This is a genomic window from Pinibacter soli, from assembly GCF_029961145.1.
GTDB classification, from domain to species: Bacteria; Bacteroidota; Bacteroidia; order Chitinophagales; family Chitinophagaceae; genus Pinibacter; species Pinibacter soli.
This window is the reverse complement of the sequence record NZ_JASBRG010000007.1, coordinates 1,622,381-1,645,471: the sequence shown is the minus strand read 5'-3', so window position 1 is coordinate 1,645,471 and position 23,091 is coordinate 1,622,381. Positions and strand designations below refer to the sequence as shown.

General features: G+C 41.7%; 15 protein-coding genes. 4 read left to right on the top strand and 11 right to left on the bottom strand.

Annotated features, from left to right (window positions below; genetic code table 11):
• Positions 1-46: 46 nt before the first annotated feature.
• From QJ048_RS17030 to QJ048_RS17005, 6 genes are all read right to left on the bottom strand, one after another.
• Entirely contained in the window at positions 47-988 is a 942-nt protein-coding gene (locus tag QJ048_RS17030) for an RNA polymerase sigma factor (RefSeq protein WP_282335609.1), read from the bottom strand.
• Positions 989-1,111: 123 nt separating this feature from the next.
• The gene (locus QJ048_RS17025; RefSeq protein ID WP_282335608.1) at positions 1,112-1,492 is read right to left on the bottom strand and encodes a hypothetical protein; all 381 of its coding nucleotides are present in this window, start codon (positions 1,490-1,492) and stop codon (positions 1,112-1,114) included.
• Between the two features lie 488 nt (positions 1,493-1,980).
• A complete protein-coding gene (locus QJ048_RS17020) occupies positions 1,981-3,513 on the bottom strand; it encodes a DUF5689 domain-containing protein (protein ID WP_282335607.1) in 1,533 nt (510 codons plus the stop codon).
• A gap of 193 nt (positions 3,514-3,706) precedes the next feature.
• Positions 3,707-5,233, bottom strand: a complete 1,527-nt coding sequence (locus tag QJ048_RS17015) for a SusD/RagB family nutrient-binding outer membrane lipoprotein (protein ID WP_282335606.1) — start codon at positions 5,231-5,233, stop codon at positions 3,707-3,709.
• Between the two features lie 30 nt (positions 5,234-5,263).
• Positions 5,264-8,539: a SusC/RagA family TonB-linked outer membrane protein gene (locus QJ048_RS17010; protein WP_282335605.1), complete on the bottom strand. Its 3,276-nt coding sequence runs from the start codon at positions 8,537-8,539 to the stop codon at positions 5,264-5,266.
• A 729-nt stretch (positions 8,540-9,268) separates the two neighbouring features.
• The gene (locus tag QJ048_RS17005) at positions 9,269-9,601 is read right to left on the bottom strand and encodes a DUF5713 family protein (protein ID WP_282335604.1); all 333 of its coding nucleotides are present in this window, start codon (positions 9,599-9,601) and stop codon (positions 9,269-9,271) included.
• Positions 9,602-9,873: 272 nt separating this feature from the next.
• Between QJ048_RS17005 and QJ048_RS17000 the strand changes: the two genes are divergently transcribed.
• Positions 9,874-10,995, top strand: a complete 1,122-nt coding sequence (locus QJ048_RS17000; RefSeq protein ID WP_282335603.1) for a flavin-containing monooxygenase — start codon at positions 9,874-9,876, stop codon at positions 10,993-10,995.
• A 90-nt stretch (positions 10,996-11,085) separates the two neighbouring features.
• Here the strand turns inward: QJ048_RS17000 and QJ048_RS16995 are convergent, their stop codons facing one another.
• Positions 11,086-11,820, bottom strand: a complete 735-nt coding sequence (locus tag QJ048_RS16995) for a hypothetical protein (RefSeq protein ID WP_282335602.1) — start codon at positions 11,818-11,820, stop codon at positions 11,086-11,088.
• 314 nt (positions 11,821-12,134) lie between these two features.
• On the opposite strand from QJ048_RS16995, the gene QJ048_RS16990 reads away from it, so the two are divergent.
• The gene (locus QJ048_RS16990; protein ID WP_282335601.1) at positions 12,135-13,544 is read left to right on the top strand and encodes a carbohydrate porin; all 1,410 of its coding nucleotides are present in this window, start codon (positions 12,135-12,137) and stop codon (positions 13,542-13,544) included.
• A 68-nt stretch (positions 13,545-13,612) separates the two neighbouring features.
• On the opposite strand, the gene QJ048_RS16985 is transcribed toward QJ048_RS16990, so the two are convergent.
• Positions 13,613-14,098: a hypothetical protein gene (locus tag QJ048_RS16985; protein WP_282335600.1), complete on the bottom strand. Its 486-nt coding sequence runs from the start codon at positions 14,096-14,098 to the stop codon at positions 13,613-13,615.
• 124 nt (positions 14,099-14,222) lie between these two features.
• Positions 14,223-14,909, bottom strand: a complete 687-nt coding sequence (locus tag QJ048_RS16980; protein ID WP_282335599.1) for a TIGR02117 family protein — start codon at positions 14,907-14,909, stop codon at positions 14,223-14,225.
• Positions 14,910-15,195: 286 nt separating this feature from the next.
• Here QJ048_RS16980 and QJ048_RS16975 point away from each other — a divergent pair, with 286 nt between their 5' ends.
• Positions 15,196-17,619 carry an ABC transporter permease gene (locus tag QJ048_RS16975; RefSeq protein ID WP_282335598.1) on the top strand — a complete coding sequence of 808 codons (2,424 nt, stop codon included), beginning with the start codon at positions 15,196-15,198 and terminating at the stop codon, positions 17,617-17,619.
• Between the two features lie 82 nt (positions 17,620-17,701).
• Here the strand turns inward: QJ048_RS16975 and QJ048_RS16970 are convergent, their stop codons facing one another.
• Positions 17,702-18,418: a LytR/AlgR family response regulator transcription factor gene (locus QJ048_RS16970; protein ID WP_282335597.1), complete on the bottom strand. Its 717-nt coding sequence runs from the start codon at positions 18,416-18,418 to the stop codon at positions 17,702-17,704.
• A gap of 14 nt (positions 18,419-18,432) precedes the next feature.
• Positions 18,433-19,422, bottom strand: coding sequence for a sensor histidine kinase (locus tag QJ048_RS16965; protein WP_282335596.1), 990 nt, complete (start codon positions 19,420-19,422; stop codon positions 18,433-18,435).
• A gap of 503 nt (positions 19,423-19,925) precedes the next feature.
• On the opposite strand from QJ048_RS16965, the gene QJ048_RS16960 reads away from it, so the two are divergent.
• On the top strand, positions 19,926-23,081 hold the full coding sequence (locus QJ048_RS16960; RefSeq protein ID WP_282335595.1) for a SusC/RagA family TonB-linked outer membrane protein: 3,156 nt from the start codon (positions 19,926-19,928) through the stop codon (positions 23,079-23,081).
• Positions 23,082-23,091: the final 10 nt, after the last annotated feature.

Below are 23,091 nucleotides of genomic sequence, written 5' to 3'. Positions count from 1 at the left end.
TAGAGTGATACATTGCCCATGCAAAAAGTTCGGATGGAAGCGAAAATTATTTTCTGGGAGCGTCGTAAACGTGGATGGTTTCTACCGCCTTGCCCGGATTCCGGAACAGAACGTATACGGAAGAAGGGGCGCAGCGGTCAGGATATTCAGGCGTATTGATGTTTGGGCCCTCGATAATAGAAATGTTGCCGCAACTGATAACATCATGCACATTGAACCTCGTACCCAGGACAAGATCCTCATTTATTTCTTTCTCAACGATTTGTCTCCCTTTGCCGTATTTGCCGCTGGTGAAGCGAATATTGATAGCAGGATGAAGGTGGTCAAATAATTCGTTGCGAGTGTATGCATCATCATACAAATTGCTCCAAAGGCGATAGTAGTAGCCTGACCATTCCTTGGCATTTTTTAAAATTTTATCGCCAGCATCTTCGAATTTATTGTAGACCTGCGAAAGCTTTTGTCGTGCCGCTGATAACCTGCTGCGAACGGTGCCAACCGGAATGCACAGTATCGCTGCGATTTCTTCGTAACTATTGTAGTTGCTGAAATAACGAAGCAATACGCATGATCTCAACTCATCTGAGAGTGCCTGGAGCGACGAATACAATTGTTGTTGGTACGATGTTTTTTCAACAGCAGCATGCACGGACTGGAAAATCATTTGTTCGCTAATGCACGTTGATTCGCTAAACTGGTTAAATTTTTTCTTACGAAGCAATTGGTAGGTGCTGTTGATAAGAATATGTTTCAACCAGGGATAAAAAGAACCATTATTTCGAAGGGTGTGTAAATGAGTGAAGGCAGCGATGAATGTACCCTGAACGGCATCCTGTGCGGTGTCGCTATTCGAGCAAATTCTGAGAGCCAGTGCATACAACCTTGGACGGAAAAATTCAAAAACAGCGCCCATTTCACAAATATTTCCGTTTAGTGCCGCATTTGTTTTTTGCTGTATAATTTCCGGAATGTTAAGTGCCTGTTGCACGATTAAGAAGTTTTGGCCCATATAAGTTACGAAATCCCCTGGCCGTTGTCAATGCAAGCAAAAAGTCAAAAAGGTTTTGATTGTAAACTTGCACTGGAACCTTTTTGACTTTTTAATTTCTTCCTATGCAGCTTGTTTCTTCTCTTTCATCTTTTCCTTCATTTGTTTTTTCATTTCCTCTTTCTTTTGCAGATAGGTTTGATATTGACTATCATTTAATATCGCTTTTAACTCAGCATCTTTTGCTGCTTCATCGCTTTTCATACTTGTCATTTTGTCCTGCTTGGTAGCAGTGCTCTTATGGAGTTCATCCATTTTGTTGGCATACTTTAAATTGACGTCCTGCACCTTATTGGCTTGGTCGTCGGTCAGCTTCAGGTTGGACTTCATCCAGTTTGTTTGTTTCATCGCCCTTTCAGAGGCGGAAGGCATTTGAGCAGAAACAGAAAGGCCTACAAATACAAATGCGGAAATAATCAAAAGATGGCTAATGATCTTTTTCATACAAAATGTTTTTTAAAGTGATGTAAGAAGATAACTATACAGTAATCAAAGGATTAGTTCTGCGTTAATGTTTAGAAGCAAAATCACATGTATTTGTTCTGCAATAAACTGAAAGGAATTTGAGTGAATAACAAGTCTTTCCGTAAAAAGTTTGCACGTTTGCGTTAATTTAAAACGATGTTGAACCGCTTAAAGTAGCTAATTAAAAATTGAAAATTAAAAGTCGTTTAGTTAAGTAACATTTCGATTAGTTGGTTGCTATATCCAGGAAAGAAAGACAGCTTGTCATCCCGACGAAGGAGGGATCTGAGTCTCGCCCAATCAAGTTCGTTAGTGTTAGACCCAGATCCCTCGTTCCCCGGGATGACAAGCGAGATAGTTTTGTTTTTTCAAACCTCTTAACTAAACGACATTGAATTGAAAATTAAAAAGTCAAAAGGTCTTAGGCGCAGTTGCACCTAAGACCTTTTGACTTTTTAATTTTCAATTTATTTAACCTGCGTTCCGCTGGTTTCAATCATGTCGATTGTGCCGCCCTTTGCAGGAATCAACACATTCGTTTGAGATCGTGCGGTCGTCCATCTGCCAAGTTTCGTATCGTACACACCGCCCAGCAGCTCAAAGTAACCAATGTTTGCCGTAGGGTAGGTAAGTGCAAGTGTATTTGAACCAGCTCTGTTGAATGCTTGTGATTTCAACGTAAGCGGATTTTTTATGTCATAGAAATCAGTGTTCGTAATACGGTAGCCCATTTCAGGTGGGCCCGCAGCGTAAATCGTACCACCGGTTCCAATAAACATAACGTCAACTGGTTCTGAGTTTGCGTTTACAGCGCTGTCCGCGAATACTGCGATGCCAGATGCGTTTCCACTGTTTGCCAGGATATTTGTTGTAACTGCACCAAAACCATCGCCCGGAATTTTAGTGTAGTCAAAAGTTCTGATCCATTTGGCGGCGCTGATATCACCAGAAGTTTCACCGTTGATTTTCTTTCCGGTTCCACCTACGTAGAAGAAATCTCCCTTCTTAACAGTTCCCGAGAAAAGGTTGAACTTGAAAGTACGTAGCCCTCCCGTGGCCCAGCCGGTAGTAGGGTTCCCTACTGGAGTAGAGGCACCTGCATTGTTTGTAGTTACTACTGCGAAAGGCGTTTTAGAGAAGTCGATGTCTTTTGTAGCCTTCAATTGGATGTACTCATAGTTGGCTTCGCTTTTGCTGCTTTCATTGTAAGGATCTGCAAGGAAACCTGTAATTACAACAGGAGCGATGTTGATAACAGAACTAAGCACTTGCACATCGCTGCCGGTACGCAAACGCAATGTCGGCTTGGTTGTTTTTCCATCATTGGCGTTAAATACAATTCCATAGAAATTGGCCAGCACTGGAGCTTGCATGCTTGCAAATGATGCAGTTGCTTCTGTATGCAAAGTGATGCTGCCGAAACCATCGTTCAGTTGTTTGTCGCCGCTCAATGTTTCGCCGGGAGCAGGCAGCGGATCGAAACCGCCTTTTACGACAACGATCAACGAACTTTCATAGTTGTCAGGAGTTGCAAGGACCTGAGCGGTTGTTATGCGGTTAATAGCAATGGCATTTCCTGAAGAGACCTTTCTGATGTTGCTTTCTGTAAGACCGGTAATTTTAAGAATGCCATTTGGTTTTGTCAAAGTGCCGCCGGATATTTTAACCACCAGCGAATCACCTGTTGTATATTTTGTTGCAGCAGATCCAAGATCGATGGAGATGCCTCTTACTTTAGACAAGCGGCGTGCGTCCTGCACCGCTACTAAACCTGCCGGCATATTGCTGCCAGAGTGATCAGAAACTACCATAACAGCGATACTGTCGGCGCCGCCAAGGTTTTCAGGCGTAAGTATAACGTCTATTCCTTTGTACAAAGGTCTCACGTCAAAAACAGAAATGTAAAGGCTCGGAACACCGCCCGGATATGCGTCTTTTTTGCATCCCCACAATGAAGCTAAGGATAGCGCGAAGAAGGAATACTTTAATATTTGTTTCATTATTAGTTTTTTTGAGTTAGCACACAGATGACACGGATTTAACTGATTTACACGGATTTTTTGTGAACCTGGCGTTTTCCGTATCAAATGTGTGCTGCTTAATTCATTTTTTCTGAGAGGTTGAAAATTGTTGTCATTTTACGAACTGCATTAACAACTCTCCACTGAAAAATCATTTTCAATTTTCAATTGATTACGGTTTCTGCCACCAAACCTGCGTGCTGATCGCATCTGTTCCTTGTGAAGCAACAGCTGCTTTATAGTTGGTAGGGTTTGTTGATTGTATGTACACCGGATATTTTAATCTTGCCGGCATTACACCACCGTTTTGCAAGCCTGTTCCTTTGGGCAACACAGGGTGACCGGTGCGGCGGTATTCGAACCATTGCTCCATATCTGTAAGGAATAATGCGTAATACTTTTGCAGGTGGATCATTTCCATTTTTGCGTTCAGAGTAGCAGCGTCATCCCAGGTGATATCAGCAGCACTTGTGTAGTCTGTGATTTTTTTGCTCCATGTCGGGATCCACTGTGTGATGCAGTTTTGAATGCCGGCATTATAGTAGTCGCCCGCTTTTCCGCTGATCCATCCTTTTGCAATACACTCTGCCATGATGAAATTCAATTCAGCGTAAGTCATGATGATACCAGTGTTAGGATCTGTTTGTAATGTAAGCGGAACGGCACTGTTAACAGTTTGGTCGGTTGCATAGAAATAAGCGCCTTTTGGTGCGCCTGTTCCCGGAGAGTATCCGCTGGGTACACCAATGAAGTTACCCGCAGCAGGTGCGATGCCCCATCTGCACACACCATTTGTGCCATAAGTTGGAATGTCGATGAAAGGGCTGCTCCATGCAGAAAGGTGATCGATAAAGAAGCTGCATATTGCAGGAGCTCTGAAGTCTTGCGCCCTCACACTTACATAAGGAGAAACCAACGCACCGCCTGTCCATTTCAAAATTGCAGACTCAGCATTACTGGTCATGATCGGACGGTTGGTGGTATCTGCAATGCGAGTTTGAATCTGCTTGATGACATCAGCTGTAACATCCTGTTTGCCTGAAATGCGCAGTAGTAAACGCAGGTATAATGAGTTGCCGAGTTTTCTCCATTTGCTAACATCTCCACCGTATACAGGATCGCTGTTAGGAACAATAGCGGTTCCTTTTTTCAGCAACGTATCAGCTGCATCCAGTCTTTTGAAGATATCTGTGTAGATGTCCTTTTGTCTGTCAAAAGCAGGAGTGAAATTCAAGCTGTCTCTTCCTTCGTTTGAATGGAAATAGGGAACGTCTCCGTAAGTATCTGTAAGCATAGAGTAAACCCATGCCTGGCAGATCTGAGAGATGCCCATGTATGAAGTGTTGAGTGTAAGAGAATCACTGGCAGTTTTGTAAAGATCTTTATAGTTGGTAAGATCTGTGAACCAGCCGTTGTATAAGTAGTCAGAAACGTTATCGCGGATATCGTATCTGAATACCTCTCCCTGCCCATCACCCATGTCCACAGTCACCTGCATCAATTCGTTGTTAACGTTGCGGTTTCTTAGCAGGTTATAGTTTAAAGTGCTTGCCAGCGCAGGCGCCAAAAGCTGCTGTGGCAGCGTGTGCGGCGTATTGTTCGGATCAGTGTTTACCTCTGTGAAATTTTTTGTACAGGAAGTAAGAGCAACACTGAACGCGATTATTGCAGTTGAAAATTTATAAAAAGTTGTCTTCATAATCGTAAATAATAATTACACTTAATAATGTTACAAACCAACAATGATGTTAGCTCCGAATGATCTTGTAGATGGAAACTGGCCGATTTCAAAGCCCTGGAGAATGTCAGAACCATTCAATGTTCCGAACTCAGGATCGAAGCCCGGCCATTTGCTCCAAATGAAAAGATCTCTTCCGTAAACGCCTACGGTTACTTTTTGCACACCGATTCTTTTTGTTATCGAAGGATTGATGGTGTAATCCAGGCTTAACTCTCTGAATTTGATAAAGTCTGTAGAAAACGTACTTCCTTCTGCGTTGTCAACACCAAAATGAGAACGGTAGTAGTTGTCGACATCGGTTGCGATAACTGTATTCTTTGTATAAGAACCGTCTTTTCCCATCACTACGCCATTGCCAACGATACCGCTGTATCTTCCTGGAAGCGTGCTGGTGATTTTACCCTGTTCTGCCAGTTTGTAATGTGTAAGTGAATACGCTACCGCACCATATTGCGCATCAAACAACAAGTGCATATGGAACTGTTTGTAAGTGAAATCGTTGTTCAAACCAATTTTACCTTTAGGGTTAGTGTTACCCAATTTTTTTACATTATCAGAGATCAATGCAAAACCTGTTGTGCCATCATATACAACCTGTCCGTCCGGAGCACGTACGTAGCCTCTGCCAAACAAGTCACCAATGCTTCCTCCAACTTGTGCCACCAATTGGGCACCGCCTGTAGGACCGTTGTACAACACAACTGAACTATCAGCCAATTGTTTGATAGTGTTTACGTTTTTAGAATAAACAAGGCTTGTTGTCCATTTGAAACCATGAGGGTTCACGATCGGTGTGGCATTTACTGAAAGCTCAATGCCCTTGTTGTTAACCTGTCCTATGTTGATCAGTGATTTTGCGTAACCGGACGATTGGTCAACGATACGTTGAAGGATCTGGTTCTTTGTGCTGCCCTGGTATACTGCAACGTCAAAGCCTAAACGGTTTTTGAAGAACTCAACATTTGCACCCGCTTCGTACGTAGTTGTTTTAAGCGGCTTCAGGTTTGGGTTCGCCAATGTTGTTGGGTTTTCCAAACCACCATTGAACAAGCTTCCAGCAGATGTGTAGTTGAATGAAGTGATGTAAGGAGTTGTACCGCCACTGCCTACGCCAGACGCAGAGAATCTAAGTTTTGCAAAACTGATCGCTTCCGGAAGTTTTACTGCGTCAGATAAAATGAAGCTCAGGTTAGCTGAAGGGTAGAAGAAGCCTGCATTTTCGGTACGTGTTGGTGTAGCCAAAACGCTGTTCCAGTCTTGTCTTCCTGTAACATCAAGGTAAATCATATTTCTATAATTCGCAGTGATCATACCATACAAGCTGTTGATATTGTATTTGCTTTTCCATGGCATACTAACTAAAGGACCAGCTGCGTTAGCCATTGAGTAGATGCCAGGATAAGTAAGTGAATCAGCACGAACTTCATCTCTGTTGTAGTTGTTTCTCAACATGCTTCCACCGAGAGATGCGGTGATGTCGAAATCGTGATTGATCTTCTTGGCATATCTCAGAAAAAAGTCAGCACTTGATTCCATTGAGAAGATGTTCTGAGTGCGGTAGCTTCCTTTCGGAAATTTCGCACCTGCATCATACGGACGTTCTTGTGCACGCTGCTCGTAAGACATGTCCAAAGAAGTTCTTACCTGCAAGCTCAATTCTTTGGTGAAGTTGTAAGTTGCCTGGATGTTGCCTGTTACAGCATTGCGGTTCGATTTGTTGATAAACTCATATGCAACAGCATAAGGGTTTTCAGGGAAAGAGCTGAATGGATATTCGATAGCTTTATTTTCTTTACCATTCTGCCAGTAGTTTTTCAACCAGTTAAGATCAGCGCTTGGTTGCCAGAAAATGTACCAGTACATGATTGACTGGTTACCGTAACCCGCTCCAGGCAAGTTGTCGCTCCATTTGTTGTTGTAGTCAACTTTAGAAGAGATGGTCAGTTTGTCGCTCAACTTAGAATTAACAGACATAGAAACGGTGTTTCTTTTATAGCCTGTATTTGGAAGTATCCATTTGTTGGAAACATTTGTAAGACCAAATCTTGCTGTTGTTTTTTCAGTACCACCTTCAACGCTGATGCTGTTTGTATATGTTTGACCGGTTTGAAAATATTCACGGCTTTGATTTTTGTAAGGAACCCATGGTGTTTTTATTGAATCTTGCGATTGCGTCCCTGGGTTGAACTGATAAAATTTTTGTCCGTTAAATTTTGGGCCGTACGCAGAACTCGTTCCACTTGTACTTGCTAATCCTTCGCTGGCACCCCAAGAATAATAATCAGCACCCGCAAGGCCCTGACCGTATTCGTATTGGAGGTCGGGCCATCGGTTAACTTTCTCCGCGTTGGCATTTGAACGAATTGTTACACTCATTTTTTTGCTTCCACCACCGGACTTCGTCGTAATAATGATGGCTCCGTTTGCGCCTCTTTGTCCGTACAATGCCGCCGCACCGGGCCCTTTCAATATTTGTACGTCTTCGAAGTCTGCAGGGTTAAGGTCATTCAGGTTGCTACCATAATCCGCCGGCATGTTATCACTACCTGTGCCGTAAACAGTTTCTCCTCCGTTAGCTGTTCTTCTTCCGCTTCCCTGGTTGATCACAACACCATCCACAACGATCAACGCTTCGTTGTCGCCGGTCAGGTTGTTTTCACCACGAAGAATGATTTTGTTGGAACCTGCAGGGCCGCTGTTTGATCTGATGAGATTCAAACCAGCTACCTTACCAGACAATGCGTCTGTCCAGTTGCCTGCCATCGACTCTGTTAATTGCTCGCCTTTTACAGTGGTTGTTGAATAGCCAAGAGCTCTGTTGGAACGTTTAATACCAAGGGCGGTTACAACCTGCACTTCCTGCAGGTCTGTTGCTGCGCCCAGCAGTGCAATGCTAAGCTGGTTGTGTTTGCCAACTTTGATTTCTTTGGTTTTAAAACCAACTACAGAAATAACCAGTGTGTCTTCTTCTGCACAACTGATTTTAAACACACCATCAAGGTCGGTGTTCGTTCCTTTCTTCGATTTTTTGATCATTACTGATGCACCTGCAACAGGTTTGTCATCAGCTACATTTTTTACTGAGCCGGATACTAATTTTTGCTGAGCAAAAGAAGCACCGCAGAGCAGTACCAATGCAATAATGCTCAAAAAAGAAACTCGTTTTTGTTTTCTGCTTCTTACACCCGCCGACGAATCAGTGGGGGCTAAACAAGCATTGCCGGGCGTTTTGGGTCCATAGCAAATTGCGGTAGAAAGATTCATTTGAGTTTGATTTGGTAAGAAATGAAGCGAGAGTGCTGATCAAGGCGTCGCACCGCATTTCTTTTTGTCAAAAGTTTGGTTGTGAAATTCAGGGCGCAATAGTAGAGCCGCGACGTTAAGTTTATGTTAACCAGACGTTATGTTAAAGTGATGTTATCGGTTACGCACAACCGAATAATTACATTATGTGTTTTGTCGGGTACAATCTGAGTTGGTAACATTCCCTTAATCTTGGAAACGGACTTTCGCCGGAAAGTAAAGTTTTGAATAATGAGTTGAGTTAGTTGTCCGAAATTTAAGTTACGACTGCATATAACTAGCAACCTAATACAAAACCAATAAGCTCCAACTCGGGATATAGAAATGATGATGGCAGCTTTAGTAATGAGTATGTGCCGTATGGTTTTAGCTAATTGAAAATTGAAAGTTGAAAATGATTGCCGGAGTAAAATGTCGGAGGGAGTATTTGAAGTTTCGAGTTGGCGAGTTTTTTTTGGGGAGGTCAGCTACATATCTTTGATTGGACTTTGGTTGCGTCGCACTCTTCAACTGAAGTAATTCTAATCATCAGGAAGTAATGTTGTTACGAAAACTCTGTTCAACATATATTCTTCAGTTGAAGAGTGCGACGCAAGGATGTTAAATTGAAAGACAAATGCCGCCTTCCCGACTAAGCGTTTAAAAAAATAGCGAGTTGAAGAAAAAGGAACGACAATATTTTCAATTAAATTACCAGTCTCTCTCCCTAATCGCTTCTTCCACATTCAATGTTATTTCAAAGTGCTTTAAAATTCTGTCTATTGTCATTTCAATAGATTCAAGGGCGACGGTGTCGAACTCGCTGTCGTGTTCCAAAAACTCGTCTTGCAGATCATTTGTCTTTGTGATCATTTTGTCAAACAATTCCTGGATATCTGTGTTAGAAAGATGGCCCTTTTCAAGTTGGTCGACAGTTTCTTTAATGACGACTTTAAGTTTGTCGACCAGGAATGGAGGATAGAAATCATCTTCGTACATTTCAGGAATGTACTCAAAGTCATCTGGCAGTTTTTTCGTACGCATGATCGTTAGTTTTAAGAGGTGTAAATAGCGGAAAACTAGTCGGGTTCTCAATGATGTCGGTCACGCTCTATCATGAATTTAAGCAAAAAATGTGGAAAATAAAAGCCATTCATAAGCTGGCCGGCCGTGTGTGCATAAATTCTGCCTAAGTTTTGTATCTTGTTATAACTGGGAAAAAACGAACGCCAATAAACCCCCGAAAAACCATGACATCTAGTCGCTAACGAATGCTGCTGCGGTAACTACTCTTTAATAACTATTAATTTTTTCCTATGGTCACCAACACGCTTGTAATTGGCGCAAGCATTGCAGGTTTGGCCGTTGCAGGTTCTTTACAAAAGCAGGAGATAGAATACACTATTATAGAAAAGGATAACTGTATTGCTGCTCCATGGCACAGGCACTACGATCGATTGCACCTGCACACGAGTAAAAGATTTTCTCATTTACCCTACAAAAAATTTAATAGCAATGTGCCGCGATATCCGGCGAAAGAACAAGTTATAGAGTATCTAAACGACTACAGATCTGCCTTTGATATCAAGCCTCTTTTTAACATGGAAGCTTTTTCCGTAAAGCGGGTAAACGATGTGTGGGTAACGCGGACAAACAAAGAAAGTATAGAATCGAAATTTGTGGTGATGGCTACCGGTGCTTTTGGAGAGCCCAAAACGGCATTCTTCAAAGGAATGGAAACATTTCCCGGAAGAATTATGCACAGCAGCGAATACAAGACCGGTGCAGATTTTAAAGGACAGAAAGTGTTGGTTGTTGGCTTTGGCAACTCCGCGTGTGAAATAGCTATGGACCTGTACGAGCAGGGGGCAAAGCCTGTTATGTCTGCTCGTTCACCTGTTAACATTGTGCCGCGTGATGTACTCGGAATTCCTATTCTGGAGATAAGTATTTTATTGAATCCTTTGCAACCTGCAGTTGCAGATTTGATCAGCAAGCCATTGATGAAATTGTTGATCGGTGACATCAGCAGACTTGGCCTGCAGCCAATGCCATACGGTCCGTTGAGGCAAATCCAAAAAGATCACAAAGCGCCAGTGCTCGATATTGGAACGGTTAAGCATATCCGGCAGGGTAACATACAAGTGGAGGGAGGCATTGATCACATCACCGGCAATATAGTGTATTTCAAAAACGGGAGGGTGGCTAAATTTGATGCAATCATTGCTGCTGTTGGTTATCGCAGTGTTGATGAGAAAATTGTGAGTGTAGAAAAAGAGCGTTTCGATGATTTGCTGGTCAGTGTAGATCATCAAAATTATTTTGGAAAAGACGGCTTGTATTTTTGCGGCTACTGGATAAGTCCGACAGGACAGATACGGGAGATTGCACAGGATGCGAAGAAGATTGCGAAGGATATCGCGAAGAAGAATAACTGAGTAACTGAATGGTTGACGATTGCAGGGTAAGGTTGAAAATCTACGGTTCGACTATTTAGTTGTAGATAAGAAAAAGAACACCGCAATTCACTAAGTATGCCGTCTATCAGGAGGATAACTGATCCATTTTGCACCTGTGTCTACATAACCTTCTTTTATCCAGTCTTCAGATTTATAAAATTCTTTACCAAGGGTTCGCACGTTGTCAAAATCAATTGAATTGTTGAATAGAGCGTGAAAAACGGAGCTCGTGGCATTTTCGTTCCAGTTATGAATGAACAGGCCTTCCACTTTTTGCTGGTAAATGTGGAAGGGAACAAAACGAAATCCTTTGAATTGTTTCTCTATCTTTTCGCAAACGATGTTGAAGCCTTCTGCGAATTCATTTTCGGGAGAAACGGCAAAGTAATTAGTGCTATGGTAACTGTCATTGTCTTCCATCTTTACCGTGTTTTTGTCCTGACCAAATACTGTGTAAAAAGGCCCCAGTAAACTGACATAGAAATGAAGCTCTTTTGTTCTGATTAAATTGTCTGCTATGTTTTTTTCAAGTTCTATATAGGAGCTTAAGCAGGGATTCAAGATGTTAGTTGTCCCAAAAACATATTTGCCTGTTTCTTTTGCGATCTGGTTGGTAAAATTGTTCCAGTGTTCAAATTGCGTTTTATCGACAATCTCGTCAGTAATAATTTTTCTTAATTCTTTATATCCCGGATATTCAAAAAAGAATTTCGTTTCATCTTTTTTTATGCCGAGGGGATAAAAGCGAATGATCGTCTGGTATATGGGCCAAAAATCGAACTTGTCGTAAGAGAAGAGAAACATAATATTCGTTTGATATCAACCGAATATACTCAGCTAAATTGAATACCGCAATGCGAAATGATTTCACGCAGCGAACGCAGCGGTGCAACGGCGCGGCGAAGTATTTCATGCAAAGTTGCATAAGGAGCGAAGGGCATAAGGGCAGAAAGTGAAATGCTTAGTTTCCATTTTCCGTTGCACCTTTGTTCCTAACCTTTGCGCCTTTGCCTGCCCGACTAAAGTCATTCAGGCGGGCGTGAAATCGCCCTCATGAAAACTTTTCGGGAAATTAAACTCAATCGGCACTGGTTTGTTATTAGTCCAAATCCTACGCCATGGGCCGCTCATTCTTGCCTGTTGTATACACTTGCATTGCAATTATCCTAACGTTTACCGCTAGGGCGCAGGAACCTGTTATCCAAAACAAGTATTTTTCGCTCGGCTCTTACGGCCGCGTAGGAGTCGGCTGGGCGCCTGATGTTACCGGTAAAGTGGGCCGCAGTCTTAATTTGAAAGGCATGGGCGCAGTTGGCGGCAGGCTGGAACAGGGAGACTATTTTGAGCTTGGTACAGCCTTTCATTTTTTTCCGGGAACGGCAAACAAAGATACCTCCACGCTGGACGCCCAAATTCGATTTGGATTCTTTCCCACACAGGGCCAGTTGATTGGAAACAGCACTTCGAAATCATACGGCAGCATCACCACCACGATTCCTGAGTTATATGTGGAGGCAAAGAAAATTGCAGGTTCCGATTGGTCCGCGTGGATCGGTGCCCGTTATTTTAGAGGAGGCGATATTCACATTATCGACTACTTTCATTTTGATGATCACAGCAGCCAGGGAGTGGGTGTGAAATATAAGAACACACAATTTTCTGTAATGCTTCCAGGCGCAGTGGACACCAATAGTTCGGTTCCTCCTTATTTTTATCTGAACGTCCGCGATTCTACACCGGTGCTGGGACTTCGTGGCAGACAAGTCTACATTATAGAACAGCAGCTATTCAACAAGTATGGACAAATAAAGCTAATGGGTGAGTTTCACAAACTGAACAACGCCACAAAAAACGATACGGCCAATTATAATTACCCGGCAGATGTCGGTTTTGTGCTGGGCGTTAAACACCAGATAGAGCTAAAGAAATTACTCGCAGGTTCTTTTCAACAGTTTTCGATAAGGTATGGATATGGCATTGCAAATGGCGGTGATGGGGGCGGTTCCAGGACCTTCCTTACTTACGGAGCGCCAAATATTAAAACCCAAAAGTTTAACAAAGCGTCTTCCATTGCACTGACGGAACATTTTTTGGCCAACTTCAATCGCGACTATTCTCTTAACGCTTATGGAATCTACACCCAGAGCAGAGGTGCGGCAGACAGCAGTAATAAAGCGCCGGACTTCATGGGCAGGCTGGTGTTTAACCGCAAAACAGATATTGCCGTTGGCTTCCGGGGAACGTGGTACATCACCAATTGGTTCCACCTGATGCATGAGGCGAACTATGCCGCCCGCAAAGATGGTACGCAGCCTTATGCCACGATGTTTAAGTTTGGTATTATTCCAACCATTGTGCCCTTCGCTAAGCGTGACGTCTGGAGCAGGCCGCAGTTAAGATTCATTTATGAAATTGCTTTCTACAACAAATTTGCCAGCGACAATCTTTATTCTGACTATCTGCAACAGTCCGGCAGCAAAAGCTTTGGGCAGTACATAGGGTTTGGAGCGGAGTGGTGGTTGTGGTAAAGAATGCTGAGCCAATGCATGTTTTGGAAATAACCTAAGATAGATGTCTCCCGCATTGTTATTGCATTTTACCAGAAAACTATCATGATGAATCCAACGTAAAAAGCAATACAGAAAAGTGTAAAATCGTAGCCAGATTTTGAAAAAGTTCTTTTGCTCACTATCACCCAAAGCGAAGTAATTATCAAGCCAATCATTACCCCCAGGAACAGCGGATTGTCTATTTGATCGATAACTGACGCGTTTTGCAGAGAAGCAGACGGAGAAGACATTGTCATTGGAATTTGAAAAATAACAGATTGCTCAATGACCAGGCTTGAGTCTTTATTTAGCTCGAAACGGAAATGCTCTGGAACCTGGTATTTTCTGCCAGATTTACAAACAAAGTATATTGTGTGATGGCTGCTGTTTCTTGATCTGCTTTCAATGTCTGACACGAAATCGAATTTTTCGTTTACTATTTTTCGCGGAAGAAAGTGGCAATCCGCTATAACAGTTAACGCAATCAATACATTGAATATGGCTAAATAGAAAAAGGCCTTTGACTGATTCATGATTAAGTCTATTAATCGTATTTCTGAAAAATCCCAATCTCACAGATGCTAATGGCACATACTATATTGAAGACAGATAAAAAGAAATGGAAACAGAGTCTTGATTGGTTCATGGTTTAAACGATTACTCATACTTCTGAAAAATGCCTTTATCGAAAGGCGTCCATAAACAGGCTCTTTGATCACAACTTTTAAGGCCGTTATTTGCCCACGTATTACAGGTGTGGAACATGCTGTAACTTCCTTTCGCTTCATAGAAAGCGTCGCTATTGCCGTAATTGGCATTGGTAACGATATGCATGACATGACCCGTTGCGTCATGTTGAAGACTGTTAGTAATGTAGTTGATTAATTTGCTGTATTCCTCTTTGCTGATCATGATCTTCTTGCAAGTCGAATCCGATGGCAAACGGTTGTGGTAGGTAGCGTGGATCGCGGTGGTGCTTAATCCAAATGCCGCTTTAAACGCAACACTGAATTTCAGGTCTGCCCATGTTGGTGTTTGCAGATAGAAGCCTTTATCTCCCCAGCCAAGTCCAAGATATTGCATGCCGGCTGTATCTTTCAAATGTGTATTTGCAAAACAAATTTCCTTTGTCCAATCGAATTGTTCGTTCTTGGATGGAACAACAATGTCTGTGTGAACGCCATTTGTCAAAATATAAATTGTCACATCGCTTGAAGGCTGAGGGTTTTTGTTCACAGCAATTTTCGCCAAACCATATGCGGAAAGAAGGTAAATGATTACAAATGCAATAAAGCCTGCAATGAAGATACCAATGTACTTGAGTGTTTTCTTTAAAAGGCGCACGATGTAAATGTTTAGGAGTCGGGTAATATAAAGCTGCGAAGATAATGAGTGTTGACCAATCGACTAATTGAATGGTTGAACTATCGATGCAAGGGCGACTTTGAATTTCAGTTATTCAGTTACTCAGTTATTCTGTTATTGATCAATACTGAACGTTTTGTTGTATCAAAATCGTACATGTTCCGAGGAGCTTCTTCACTAAACAATTGACTTGCAATGTTTAAAACGATTGGCATTTTTTTGGCAAGTTCTATATCAATAACAACACCTTGCTAAAAAAACAGGTATGATCAGGAACTATTTCAAAACTGCGTGGAGAAATCTTCTTAAGAACAAGATTTTTTCCTTTATTAATATATCGGGTCTTTCAATAGGTATTGCAGCATTTCTGCTGATCATAAGCTATCTGCGCTTTGAATATAGTTTTGATACATTCAATGTCAACAAGGATCGCATTTATCGTGTGCCGATGGTAATAAGCGAAACTAACGGTAAACCGCAAACATTTGCGTTTACATTTCCTGCACTAGCTCCGGCCATGAAAAAGGATTTTCCTGAAATAGAAGAAATTGTGCGCTTTAGAAGACGTTGGGGTGTGGTGCAGTATGAAGATCAAAAGATCGTTGAAAATGGAATGGTTTATTATGTTGATCCTGGTGTGTTCAATGTGTTTACTTTCCCTTTTGAAAAAGGCGATCCTGTCAATGCTTTTACACAATTGAACGACGCGGTCATTACGCATTCCACCGCACAGAAATATTTTGGTAGCGAAAATCCTGTTGGCAAACTTTTGCGTTATGATCATGAAGATTACAAAGTAACGGCTGTGCTGGAAGACATTCCCGCAAACGCTCATCTTCAATTTCACATTCTTCTTAACTACAACAAATACATTCAGCTAACCAGGGGAGGTGCTGATAAAAGCTGGACTTGGAGTGACTTTTACACCTATCTCTTGTTGAAGCCGGGAACTGACGCCGCCGCGTTGCAAAAGAAAATGCCCGCATTCACTGATCGTTATATGGGGGACCTTATGAGGAAAAACGGCTACAGTGTCTCGTTTAATTTACAACCGCTAAAAGACATTCATACAAAATCCAATTATGATTATGAAATGGCTGGTAGCGGTAATCTTTCTTACCTAAAGTATTTGGGCATTGCGGCCTTATTCATCTTGCTGATTGCATTGATCAACTACGTGAATCTTTCAACGGCACATTCATTGGAACGCTCCAAAGAAGTGGGTGTACGCAAAGTCGTTGGCGCATCAACGCAACAACTGGTGCGGCAATTCCTCGCTGAAACATTTTTGGTAAACATGATGGCAATCGTTTTGGGGTTGATCTTTTTCAAATTGTCATTGCCGTTCTTCGCGAGGCTTATTAACCAGGATGCAGCCGCTCTACAAACAAACAACTGGATATTCTGGTTGGGAATAATCGCCTTGTTTGTCGTTAGTACACTAGTCGCAGGTTTTTATCCCGCTTTTGTCTTGTCTTCATTCCGACCGGTGCAAACACTTAAGTCTGCCGCTGGAGGCGCAACAATAAAAGACAGAGCGTTTTTTAGGAAGTCACTTGTGATCCTTCAGTATTCAATCGCCATCATTTTAATCGGAAGCGCCATTGGTTTTTACAAACAGTTGAAGTTTATGAGCAGCCGCGATCTTGGCATTAATATAGATCAAACGCTTGTATTGCAACAGACTGTTGACATGGATAGCAGTAAAAATCTTATAGTTGAAAAGGCAATACACGACCTGCAACAAATTCCGGGCGTTGAATATGTAACAGTTTCTACTGACGTTCCCGGTGGAGAAGTAGGAAGCTCAGAAGGTTTCAGATTATTGTCCTCCAATGATGACAAGCGCTGCAGGACTTTTGGCATAGATGAATATTTTGTTCCGCATTTTGGTCTGAGCATTTTGGCCGGAAGAAATTTTGATAAAGACAAAGCTTTTGGTACCGACACCACACAGCCTGTAAGTATTATTGTAAATGAAACAGCCGCAAAAGTATTTGGGTTTGCAAAGCCTGCTGAAGCCATTAATCAACAGCTTCAGGCAGCCAACGGCACCATGTGTAAGATCGTAGGCGTAATGAATGACTACCATCAGCAATCATTGCGGTATAGTTATGATCCTGTGATTTATTATCCAAACAGGCATATTGATATGAACAACTTTTCCCTGAAGTTGAAAACAAACAATATTGAACAAGTAATGGCGCAGGCCAGGCAAACATGGAGCGCTGCCTTTCCGCAGAGTCCGTTGCAATACTTTTTCCTAGACGAATTTTTCAATCGCCAGTATAAAGATGATCAGTTGTTTTCTACTGTGCTATGGTGGTTCACGGTGCTGGCGATTATTATTGCCAATCTCGGTTTGCTCGGTTTGTCATTGTACAGTATTGCAAAACGAACAAAAGAAATTGGCATAAGAAAAGTGCTCGGCGCAAATATTGCACAGATCACTGCACTTGTTACTAAGGACTATATCAAGCTAATGCTCTATGCAGGATTGATCGCTATTCCGATTGCATACTTACTGCTTCAAAGCTGGCTGAAAGATTACGCTTTTCACATTCGCATAGGCCTTTGGTTTTTCTTCCTGCCATTATTATTGATCACGCTGGTTGCATTTGTTACAATTGCTTACCAGGCGATGAGAGCCGCATCTGCCAATCCTGTGAAGAGTTTGAGAACAGAGTAGGGGCGAATCGCATTCGCCCTTGTAGCATCCGAATGAATGACAGATAAATGTTTCAGTGCGGCAGGGCGAATGCAATTCGCCCCTACGCTTTCCTCGACTCAAGCAGTTTGAAAAAACTTTCCTGGTAAGTAACACCTATAGGAATGATCTGGTCCTTAATACTCACTTCCTGGCGTTCGATTGAAACAATTTTGTCTAGCGCAACAATGTATGATTTATGTACCCTAACGAACCGGTTGGGAGGCAACACCTTTTCCAATTGTTTCATCACCTGTAATGTAACAATGCGTTGTGTTTTTGTGTGAATGGAAACATAGTTTTTTAAACCTTCGATATACAAAATATCATCCAGCTCCACCCTTACCATTTTTGTTTCCACTTTTATAAAAATATAGCCGCCGGTAGGGGCATGCAGGTCGGGACCGCCTTCTATTTTTTGCGTTGGGTTGGTCCGGTTGTATGCTTTTTCAACCGCTTTGTAAAATCTTTCAAATGAAATCGGCTTCAGCAAATAGTCCGTTACATTGTGTTCAAATCCCTCAATTGCATACTCCTCATAGGCTGAAGTGATAATAACCTGTGCACGGTTTTGCAGCAGCTTCATAAACTGGATTCCGGTTAACTGCGGCATTTGTATGTCGAGAAAAATCAAATCAACAGGGTTGGAGTTGAAATCAATCAGTCCATCCATTGGGTTATTATAGGTTTTCACCAAGTCAAGAAAAGGAACCTTGCTGATGTAATTTTCCAGCAACGTGGTTGCAAGAGGCTCATCATCGATAATAGTGCACTTTAGCATACTTCGCGTTATTGCTATAAAGGTAAAATTAAATTTACGATATGCATATCATTCGTGTGTTGAATGTCGAAAGTATGGTTATTTGGATAGATAAGGTCAAGCCGTTTTTTCACATTTTGCAGGCCAATGCCCCCCACTTTATCTTTTTGGTAGTTGTTGTTGTAATTGGCGATATGAAACTTAAGTTTCTCATCAGTTACTGTTAATTCAATGACCACAGGTTTCTTACAGTCAGAAATTATTCCGTGTTTGAATGAATTTTCAATTAACGGGAACAGTAGCAAAGGGACAATTCTTTTGCCCGAAATATCACCTTCTATTGAAAAATTGATATAGACATCTTCAGAATGGCGCAGTTTCTCCAGATCAATATAGCTGTTAATGTGCCTTAGTTCCTTGTGCAGACTCACCTTGTTTGAATCATCCTCTTTTTCGTATAGCATATACCGTATGAGCTCTGAAAGCTTCAAAATGCTGTTGCCGGTTCTTGTACTTTCCTCAATTACAGCGAGGGAGTAGATATTGTTCAAAGCATTAAAGAGAAAATGAGGATTAACTTGCATTTTCAGATAAGACAGTTCTGTTCGTAGCTTTTGGGTTTCCAGATCCTTCCTGATCTTTTCTCCCTGCATCCAGCTTAGCAAAAGGCGATATGCAAAACCCACGACAACGATCGAGAAGTTTGTTAAAATGTTAAGCTGAAAATAACTCCTGAAGCGATAGCTGAAAAACCCCAGTGACTGTGTTGGAGCTTTTCTTTGTAACACATTATTAAAAAGAGTTTTACTTAAAAGATATTCGGTGTTATAGACTTCAAGCCGGAATTTGAAATAGGTGAAAGCGATCGTTAATAGCAAAGACCCCAGTAGCACCCAGAACCATTTTTTCTGCAACGTTCCAATCAGGGATATAATGTGAAAGGCAGTTACGTAAAAGAGAAGAAAGTTGAGGGTGATGAGTGCAAAATGATTAAAAAAGAACTGCTCGGTGGTAAACTTTGTCATGTTCACTAGTGTCGGCAGAAATATGACAAAATGCAAGAAAAGCCATGTTATCCAATGGATAACAAAAAGGACAAAGCGATTTTGTTTGAAGGGGAGTGCCAACACCGGGAATATATTTAAATTAAATTCTCTCACAATTTACACTCTATAATGGTTAATTCATTCCCTAAAGTGATCAAATAGTTAAATGTTTTCTTCGGTTGATTGACGTATTTTAGAATTTTCGGGATGAATTTGTTTAAATTGTGGATGAGTTGTTCGTCCTTCGAATTCCCCAATTCGTATAATGGCACCTGCAAATGATCAAATGTATCCTAACGCTACTAATAATCAATCTATTTTTAATGTGACCGGATTGACCTGGAACTAAAAAAGAGAAGAAAACTCGTGCCAATTTCTTTTGAAGCTTCCAAATAATAATTGATCTGTAACACCGCCAGCTTTATCCTGATATTCTTACCTCGTTGAATTTGCAACAAGTATAATTTATATAATAACTGTTCATGATACGTTTACTATTTGGTAGTCTTTTTTACAGTCTTTGTATTTTTTGTTTTTCCAAAACCGTAGCAGGGGAAACAGGTAGTCATTTTACGAAGGATTCTATCCCTTCAAGAATAATCCCCAAATTAAGAATTACTGTCAAGGATATGGCAGATGGCTTACCCATCGATAGTGCATTGGTTATAGCCGGCTATAAAAAAGGCTATACAAACGCCAATGGGTATATTGAATTTGACAGTATTTCTAAAGAAACAATTATTACGGCAGTGGTAGATCGCTATTTTTCGTTGTCAAAAACAGCAAAACCATCACTTACTTTGCGCCTTGCAAGGAAAGAATATTCTTTTGCAAATACCTATTCAAACGGTCTTTATGAAAGACCTCTTGAACACTTTTCCGGTGCTGCCACAATAGTTGACGGTGTAGAACTGAGAAGACTAAATCCGGTAAATTTTGCCGATGCGTTAAAAATATGTGCGCCTTCTTTTTTGGTTACAAGAGGCAATGACAATGGAGATGATCCAAATATTACGCCATCTACAAACATTCGCGGGTTATACAATTTCCCTGCTTCTGCATCAGTCGTGCTGTACCCCGGCGGTAATAATACAAATCTACAATTGAACCCCTCAGTTGGTGACTTTGTGGCCGGCAATGTGGCAAATCCAAACCAACCGGTGGTTTTATTGGATGGCGTGCAGGTGTCACTTCAAACGGTGCTTGATATGGACATCAACCGCATTAGCCAGGTAGTTATTTTAAAAGATGCTGCTGCAACAGCGGTTTATGGAGTGCGTGGAGGAACCGGTGTTTTGCTGGTTAAAACAAAAAAGCCGGAGAAAGGCATGTTTAATGTTACCTATTCGGGTCAGGTTCAAATTGCTACACCGGATTTGTCCTCTTATCATTTAATGAATGCGGCTGACAAACTTCAGTTAGAGCAGACCTCAGGTTTTTGGGGAGATAACGCTGCACTTGCTCAAAAGCGTCAGGCATTTGCCCAAAGCGGTAGGAATACAAACTGGCTTGCAATTCCAACAAGAACAGGCGTCGGCTCGAAGCACTATTTAACAGTGGGTGGAGGCGACGATGATCTAAGTTACGGTATGGACTTTTCGTACAATGATGTTGAAGGAGTAATGAAGGGATCGAAGAGGCAGAACATCAATATCGGCGGATATGTTGGTACTCGCATAAAAAACTTCACTGTCAATAATTATCTGAGATATACAACTACCAACGCCTTTAACTCTCCTTACGGAACATTGGCCGAATATGCCGGACTAAACGCATTCTGGAATCCTTATGATTCTATAACCGGAAAATTTGCCAAAGTGCTGGACGAGTACAGGTACAAGGGAGACAGCGTTCGTATTTATAATCCTGCCTATAATGGTATACTATCCACCACAGACAAAGGCAAGTATACAAGATTCAGCGATCAACTTTCTTTGAGCTTGAATATTGGCCGGGGTTTTAAAGCAGATGGTTACATCAGTTTGAGCAAACAGGCTGATGTAACGGACGTTTTTCTGCCTCCGGGACACACTGCGTTTGCAAACTACACTCCGGAGCTCTTCTTTTTAAGAGGTATGTACAACCAGGTGTCGAGCGATTTTTCGAGCATGGAGGGCGGACTTAATCTTAATTACACAAAAAGGGTAAACCTTCACCAATTCTATGGTTCTGCAGGAATAATGGCTATGCAAACAAGAAGCGAGTCTGCTGGTATCTCACTCGTTGGCTTTACAAGTGATAAATTGTCTGCGCTGTCTTTTGGAAATTCATATCTGACCAGTAAGCCACAGGCAAGTCTCATTCTCACAAGACTGGCTTCCGCTTATGGAAACTTTACATACAGCTATGATAATCGATATCAATTAGAGGTGACAGGGCACGCCGATCAATCTTCACAATTCCCACAAAATGTGACTGAACCTTATTGGTCCGTTGGCGCAAGCTGGAACCTGCACCAGGAAAGATTTTTTCATGCCAATAAGTTCGTGAGCATTTTGCGTGTGCGTGGTAGCGTAGGTACAACAGGAAACCAGTTCTACCAGTCGTACCTTTCTCACTCAACTTATGATTATTACACAGACAGACAATATATCCAGGGATCTACTGGCTATACTAATGTTGGCATTGGACAGGGCGCTTATTTAACTGCTTATGCCAACAATGCTCTTAAAGTTCCGCAAACTGAAAAACAAAATATTGGCCTTGAAGCAATGTTGTTTAAGGACAGGTTATCGATTATGATTGATGCATACAAAAACAAATCAAGCAATATTATTCTGCCTGTATCATCTCCTGCATCAACAGGGTTCATGAATTTCAGTTACTATGATAACCTTGGAGCTATTGAAAGTAAAGGAGTGGAGTTTGCTTTAAACTACCGTGTTATCAATAACATTAAAAAAGGAGTAACCTGGTCAGTAAGTCTTAACGGAATTCACAATGAAAACCGCGTTGCAGCCATTTCAAACTACATTGATGGGTTAAACACAAACAAAGCTGTTGACAATACAGTGCCTCAGCCTAACTACGTAGTAGGCCAGTCCCTAACCGGTATATGGGCCGTTCGTTCGCTGGGCATAGATCCCGCAACAGGGCAGGAAAAGTTTTTGAAAGCAGATGGTACCCAAACGTTTACATGGAACGCAGCAGACAGAGTGCTGGCAGGAGATCTCAATCCAAAATGGCGCGGATCATTTGGTACATCGATTTCTGTAAAAAGTATTTCCGCAGGCGTTTATTTTTCCTATCAGTTAGGCGCTTCATACTACAATCAAACATTGGCTGATTATGTTGAGAATGCGGATATCAGTTACAATGTTGACGAAAGAGCTGCAAATAACCGCTGGACGAAGCCGGGAGATGTGGCGCTGTACAAAGCTTTATCAGTAAATGGACTTGTTACATCACCTACTTATGCAACAACAAGGTTTGTAGAAAAAAATAACAGTATCGAATGTGCGGCGATTTCATTGGGTTACAAACTGGCAGAAAAAATTTCATCAAAGATCGGTGCGAAAAATACAATGTTTGGGTTTATTGCCAACAATGTTTTTCAATCATCAACAATGAAAGCGCAAAGAGGTATTTATTATCCTTTTCAACACACGTACACCTTTTCAATAACAACAAGTTTTTAAAATCATAATA